The sequence below is a fragment of the Vibrio sp. YT-19(2023) genome (assembly GCF_033337395.1).
Genome location: NZ_JAWOQN010000011.1, coordinates 22,767 through 29,716, shown reverse-complemented (window position 1 = coordinate 29,716; position 6,950 = coordinate 22,767). Strand labels below are relative to the sequence as shown.

Genomic DNA, 6,950 nt, shown 5'->3' with positions numbered 1-6,950 from the left:
GCGTCCTGGAGGATTCGAACCTCCGACCGCCTGGTTCGTAGCCAGGTACTCTATCCAGCTGAGCTAAGGACGCGCAGATCTTCTTGCTAAGAAGTTGTGAAGTAAATCACATTCATTTCTTACGAAACAAAAAAAAGGCCATCGGGCCAGTCAATGAATGGCGGTGAAGGAGGGATTCGAACCCTCGATACGGGATAAACCGTATACTCCCTTAGCAGGGGAGCGCCTTCAGCCTCTCGGCCACCTCACCGTTTTCATTGTTATATCTCAAAAGAGATATGGCGCGTCCTGGAGGATTCGAACCTCCGACCGCCTGGTTCGTAGCCAGGTACTCTATCCAGCTGAGCTAAGGACGCACTTTTTGTTGATAAATCAACGTTGCAAGAATGGCGGTGAAGGAGGGATTCGAACCCTCGATACGGGATAAACCGTATACTCCCTTAGCAGGGGAGCGCCTTCAGCCTCTCGGCCACCTCACCGTCTTGCGGAGGCACATATTACGTTTTACCGAAAATATGTCAAACACTTTCTTTGAAAAAATCTACGAAACTGGCTTAACCGTTGCTGATTTAATCAAAGTGACTATTAAACGAACTTTATCACTCTATTATGATGAAAAAAGAGAGTCTTCTCTGAAAAAAAGACATTTATTTTCAAATAACTTTCTGAAGTTCGAATCAACATTATTGATGAATTCACAGCCATACTCAACACAATAGTTTCTGCAAATTTTCAAAAAAAGTAAAAACTAAAAAGGCCAACCCTTCGGTTAGCCTTTTTCATTCAAACTAAGCTCTGTAAACAGGAGCGACTTAGTAGTTACCTGAAGCAACGTTGCCATTGCCTTTTTCAGCTTGAATGCGCATGTAGATTTCTTCACGGTGAACTGAAACCTCTTTCGGAGCGTTAACGCCGATACGCACTTGGTTACCTTTAACACCTAGTACAGTTACAGTCACTTCATCACCAATCATCAGTGTTTCGCCTACGCGGCGAGTCAAAATTAGCATTCTTTGCTCCTTGAGTAATCTCTAAATTTTCTTGCTACAAAGCTATTATCCAACAAAAGTTATATTTTCGTAAACTACCTTGTTAGCGAAAATCAGCCTAAAAAGGCATGTTTTTGTTGAATGTTTAATGCTTCACTAGACGTAATGTAAGCATCATGCAGAATGTTTGCTGCTGTATCCACACATTCGGGTGCTAAAACTAGCATCATAGTGAGTGCATTCGTTGCGCTGAAATTGATCTCAATATCTCGCTTTGCCAACAAATCGCATGCGTGCTCTACCATTCCATTGGCCTCAAGCCCCACTGCGGTCAACAGGCTTACCACTTCACTATTACGGATTTTGTCGCTGAACACCAGATCGAACTTGGCACATGCATCTTGTTTTATCATGATACCTGCCCGTTCTGTTTCCTCGATCACATTCCAAATGTCGATACCCAACATCTGACATTGTTTTGTAGCACTAGATAAATGTTCTTTATCGACTTCGATTATGGCAAGGTCACGTTGGATGGCTATACCAGAGACGGCTTGATTGCCTAACTCCCCCTTTACCAGACTGCCTTCATTAACATCAAATGTCGAAAGCACGCGCAGTGGCACATTATTCTTCCATGCAAATTGCACTGAAGGTAAATGTAATACTTTCGCGCCTCGGCTTGCCATCGCTTCCATGGAAGGAAAATCGATAACCGCCAATTTTCGCGCGTTTTTCACTACACGTGGGTCACAAGTATAAATACCATCAACGTCGGTAAAGATTTGACACTCATCAGCGCGCAATGCGCCTGCCAGTGCCACTGCGCTCGTATCTGAGCCACCTCGACCTAATGTGGTGATATCCCCGTTCTCATTCACACCTTGAAAGCCTGCAACAATCACGATTTGGTCTTGCTCAAGCAATCCCAGAATTGTCTTAGTATCAATGTGTTTAATCGTTGCGTCATTGTGTTGATTATCCGTCACAATATTCGCCTGTGCTCCGGTAAGCGAGCGTGCAGCATGACCCAATTTATTGAGTGTCATTGCTAACAGTGCCATTGACACTTGCTCACCAGCAGAGAGCAAAACATCAAGTTCTCGAGCTGTAGGCACGCTATCTATCTGTTTAGCGAGGTCCATCAGTCTGTTTGTTTCGCCTGACATTGCAGACACGACAACAACAACTTGATTGCCATCATTTTTCGCCTTAATGATGTGTTCAGCAACTTGGTGGATTCTTTCAATTGAACCCACTGAGGTTCCGCCAAACTTTTGCACGATAAGGGGCTTTTTCACCAGTCTTCACCTTCCCAAGACCGAAGTCTCTTTAGAACTGCTTACATCTTCAGTATTTCCTTTTAGAAAAATTATATAAGCAGTAGTTACAACAAAAACCAAATAGCCTAAATGACTCGGTTAACTTTTGGTCAATTAAACCACTTGGCTGCTAAAAAAAATTACGCTCAATCAAAGAAACTTGATTGAGCGTAATTTTAGTAGTTAAAAGCTTATAAGCGCTCTTCTAACCAAGGCTGAACTGTTTTAATTGCCTCTGGTAGTGCGGCTACATCAGTACCACCAGCTTGAGCCATGTCAGGACGACCACCGCCCTTACCACCGACTTGCTCAGCAATCATCTTAACTAGATCACCAGCTTTTACTTTACCAGTTAGATCTTTAGTCACACCAGCAATCAGACCAACCTTGTCACCTGTTACGTTGGCAAGCAGTACGACACCAGACCCCATTTGGTTCTTGATGTCATCAACCATAGTACGTAGGTTCTTGCTGTCAGCGCCTTCAAGAGCTGCGACTAGAACTTTTGTACCATTGACTTCAACCGCTTTGCCCATGATGTTAGCGCTTTCTGCTGCTGCCATCTTATCTTTTAGCTTCTGCACTTCTTTCTCTAGCGCTTTTGCTTTCTGTGCAGATTCTGCCAGTTTCTCTTCATACTTCGCGTTTTGAGCTTCAATCGCGTCTAATGCAGCCTCGCCTGTTACCGCCTCAATACGTCGAATACCTGCAGCAATGCCGCTTTCTGAAGTGATTTTGAATAGGCCAATATCACCTGTGCTTGATGCGTGAATACCACCGCAAAGCTCTGTCGAGAAGTCACCCATAGACAGTACGCGTACTTCGTCGTCGTACTTCTCGCCGAATAGAGCCATTGCGCCTTTCTTCTTAGCAGACTCAATGTCCATCACGTTGGTTTCAATCGTGTGGTTACGACGAATTTGCGCGTTAACTAGACGCTCAACTTCTTTCAGTTCTGCTGCAGTTACTGCTTCTAGGTGTGAGAAGTCGAAACGTAGGCTGTCAGCTTTCACTAGAGAGCCTTTCTGCGTTACGTGCTCACCAAGAACTTGGCGAAGTGCTGCGTGTAGCAAGTGCGTTGCTGAGTGGTTTAGAGAGATAGCTGCGCGACGCTCTGCGTCAACGATAGTTGCTACTTCGTCGCCTTTCGCTAGAACGCCTTCTGCCATTACACCGTGGTGTGCGATTGCGTTACCTAGCTTTTGAGTGTCTTCAACACAGAATACACCAGCTTCAGTACGGATTTCACCAGCGTCACCACATTGACCACCTGACTCTGCGTAGAATGGTGTCTCACCAAGCACGATGATTGCTTTGTCGCCTGCAGATAGAGATTCTACTTCGTTGCCTTCAACGAACATCGCCGCTACAGAGCTAGAGCCTTTAGTACCTGTGTAACCACAGAATTCTGTTTGCGTATCAACTTTGATTGCTGCGTTGTAGTCAGTACCGAAGTTACCCGCTTCACGCGCACGTTGACGCTGCTCTTCCATCGCTTTCTCGAAACCTTCTTCGTCGATTGCGAACTCACGCTCACGTGCTACGTCGTTAGTTAAGTCAGCTGGGAAGCCGTAAGTATCGTAAAGTTTAAATACGGTTTCGCCGTCTAGTACTTTACCGTCTAGGTTATCTAGTGCTTCGTTTAGAATCGCCATACCGCGCTCAAGTGTACGACCAAAGTTTTCTTCTTCGATACGCAGTACTTTTTCAACCACAGCTTGTTGACGCTTCAGCTCTTCACCAGCCGTACCCATGATGTCAGCTAGAACGCCAACCAACTTGTGGAAGAATGCACCTTGTGCGCCCAGCTTGTTACCGTGACGAACTGCACGACGGATGATACGGCGTAATACGTAACCTCGACCTTCGTTTGAAGGCATAACGCCATCCACGATCAGGAATGAACATGAACGGATGTGGTCAGCGATAACGCGTAGTGATTGGTTTGATAGGTCTTCGTAACCGATCACTTCTGCTGCTGCTTTGATAAGAGCTTGGAATACATCGATTTCGTAGTTTGAGTGAACGCCCTGCATGATTGCAGAGATACGCTCGATACCCATACCAGTATCTACCGATGGTTTTGGTAGCGGTTCCATAGTCCCGTCTGCGTGACGGTTGAACTGCATGAATACGTTGTTCCAGATCTCGATGAAACGGTCACCATCTTCTTCAGGCGTGCCAGGACGGCCACCCCAGATGTGCTCACCGTGATCGTAGAAGATTTCAGTACATGGACCACAAGGGCCAGTGTCGCCCATTTGCCAGAAGTTATCAGACTCGTACGGCTTGCCGCCTTCTTTATCACCAATGCGAACAATACGATCAGCGGGTACGCCAACTTTTTTGTTCCAGATGTCAAACGCTTCGTCATCGGTTTCGTAAACAGTTACCAATAAACGATCCGCTGGCAGTTTAAGAACTTCGGTTAGGAATTCCCAAGCAAAGGAGATCGCATCTTCTTTGAAGTAATCGCCAAAGCTGAAGTTGCCTAACATTTCAAAGAATGTGTGGTGACGAGCAGTAAAGCCAACATTTTCTAGGTCGTTATGTTTACCACCAGCACGTACGCAACGCTGAGCCGTAGTCGCTCGAGTGTAGGCTCGTTTTTCTAAGCCTAAGAAACAATCTTTAAATTGGTTCATACCTGCGTTTGTGAACAGCAGGGTTGGGTCGTTATGTGGAACTAACGATGAACTTTCTACGATTTGGTGTCCTTTGCTCTCAAAGAACTTGAGGAACGCGTTACGAACCTCATCAGTGCTCATGTACATGCAGCTCTTCCTGAAAATAGTCGAGTTAGAATTTTGCCGTATTGTAGATCATGCAAACAGCTGAGACTAGTTTTCTTGAGGAAAAGAGGGAGTAGGAGAAAAAATTTGAAGCAAAACAAAAATCAGTGCGGACGACTGACCGTTAATCTTCGTCCTCAAAGCTCAGCGCGTAGCTGATTTGGTCAAAACTGTAGCCGCGATACTGCAGAAAACGAACTTGTTTTGCGTACTCTTTTTGGTCTTTGGCTTTAATACCTTTGAATTTCTTTTCTGCCGCCTGTTTAGCCAGTTCAAACCAATCTTGCGGCTCTTCAGCCATAGCTTGCTCAATCACCGATTCCGCAACACGCTTCTGGTTTAACTCTTGACGAATTCGACGCTCTCCATGTCCTTTGTATACATGCTGTCTAATTTGACTCTTCGCGTAACGTAAATCATCTAAATAGTTATGGTCTAGGCAAAAATTAATTGCGATGTCGATGTCTGATTCTTCATAGCCCTTCATCGATAATTTTTGGTAAAGCTCATACTGACCATGATCGCGACGGCTAAGCAATTGTATAGCAGCCTCTTTGCTCGATAATGTTGGCGCCTGGCGTTTTTGGTACATGATGATCCTAAAAGTATTTTTGCTGTACAGGCTCTCAATGGCCTTTGTGATAATTCGATTTTTGATTTCAATAGATACAACAAAGCCCCGCATTGCAGGGCTTTGTCATTTATTAATCTATGAGAGATTAAAACTCTTCAGCTTGCTCTGGCGCTTCACCAGCTTCAGGCGCTTCCGCAAGTGCTGGCGCTAGCAACATTTCACGCAGTTTTGTATCGATAGTTTTAGCCACTTCAGGGTGCTCACGCAGGTAGTTACATGCATTCGCTTTACCTTGACCAATCTTATCGCCATTGTAGCTATACCAAGCACCGGCTTTTTCAACTAACTTGTGCTTCACACCTAGATCGACAAGTTCACCTTCGCGGTTAAAGCCTTGGCCGTACATGATTTGTGTGTTTGCTTCTTTAAATGGTGCTGCAATCTTATTCTTAACAACTTTGATGCGCGTTTCGTTACCTACGACTTCGTCACCTTCTTTGATTGCGCCAGTACGACGGATATCTAGACGAACAGAAGCGTAGAACTTAAGTGCGTTACCACCTGTTGTTGTTTCTGGGTTACCAAACATCACACCAATCTTCATACGGATTTGGTTGATGAAGATACACATACAGTTAGACTGCTTTAGGTTACCCGTTAGCTTACGCATTGCTTGAGAAAGCATACGTGCTTGCAGGCCCATGTGGCTATCGCCCATTTCGCCTTCGATTTCTGCTTTCGGTGTTAGTGCTGCGACAGAGTCGACAACCATAACATCGATAGCACCAGAACGTGCAAGTGCGTCACAGATCTCTAGCGCTTGCTCACCTGTGTCTGGCTGAGAAACTAGCAATGCATCGATATCAACGCCAAGTTTCTTCGCGTATACAGGATCTAGAGCGTGCTCTGCATCGATAAACGCACACGTTTTGCCTTCACGTTGCGCAGCAGCAATAAGCTCAAGCGTTAATGTTGTTTTACCTGAAGATTCTGGGCCGTAGATTTCTACGATACGACCCATTGGTAGACCACCAGCACCCAAAGCGATATCAAGAGAAAGAGAACCCGTTGAGATGGTTTCTACGTCCATTGCGCGGTTATCACCAAGGCGCATGATAGAGCCTTTACCGAATTGCTTTTCAATTTGACCTAGCGCAGCGGCGAGCGCTTTCTGTTTGTTCTCGTCCATTACTTTCTCCGATTTATTCATCTTCTTTGGGCGACGAATAGTAATTCATTTTTCTTAAGCAGAAGAACTGCTCAGCAATGAAAG

5 protein-coding genes and 4 tRNA genes are annotated in these 6,950 nt (G+C 45.2%); all 9 read right to left on the bottom strand.

All coding sequences use genetic code 11. The features are described 5' to 3' along the window. A tRNA-Arg gene (locus R7E78_RS10310) sits at positions 1 to 73 on the bottom strand. An 85-nt stretch (positions 74 to 158) separates the two neighbouring features. Next, a tRNA-Ser gene (locus tag R7E78_RS10305) sits at positions 159 to 250 on the bottom strand. 29 nt (positions 251 to 279) lie between these two features. Next, positions 280 to 356: transfer RNA gene (locus R7E78_RS10300), tRNA-Arg, on the bottom strand. Between the two features lie 31 nt (positions 357 to 387). Beyond that, positions 388 to 479: transfer RNA gene (locus R7E78_RS10295), tRNA-Ser, on the bottom strand. 333 nt (positions 480 to 812) lie between these two features. Continuing rightward, positions 813 to 1,010, bottom strand: coding sequence for a carbon storage regulator CsrA (gene csrA / locus R7E78_RS10290; protein ID WP_004415691.1), 198 nt, complete (start codon positions 1,008 to 1,010; stop codon positions 813 to 815). 92 nt (positions 1,011 to 1,102) lie between these two features. After that, complete coding sequence (locus tag R7E78_RS10285; protein WP_005383803.1) at positions 1,103 to 2,290, bottom strand: aspartate kinase; 1,188 nt, start codon at positions 2,288 to 2,290, stop codon at positions 1,103 to 1,105. Between the two features lie 212 nt (positions 2,291 to 2,502). Then, positions 2,503 to 5,085, bottom strand: coding sequence for an alanine--tRNA ligase (gene alaS / locus R7E78_RS10280; RefSeq protein WP_047103161.1), 2,583 nt, complete (start codon positions 5,083 to 5,085; stop codon positions 2,503 to 2,505). A 142-nt stretch (positions 5,086 to 5,227) separates the two neighbouring features. Beyond that, the gene (gene recX, locus R7E78_RS10275; RefSeq protein WP_017633543.1) at positions 5,228 to 5,695 is read right to left on the bottom strand and encodes a recombination regulator RecX; all 468 of its coding nucleotides are present in this window, start codon (positions 5,693 to 5,695) and stop codon (positions 5,228 to 5,230) included. Between the two features lie 127 nt (positions 5,696 to 5,822). After that, positions 5,823 to 6,866, bottom strand: a complete 1,044-nt coding sequence (gene recA / locus R7E78_RS10270; protein ID WP_005380874.1) for a recombinase RecA — start codon at positions 6,864 to 6,866, stop codon at positions 5,823 to 5,825. Between the last annotated feature and the right edge of the window lie 84 nt (positions 6,867 to 6,950).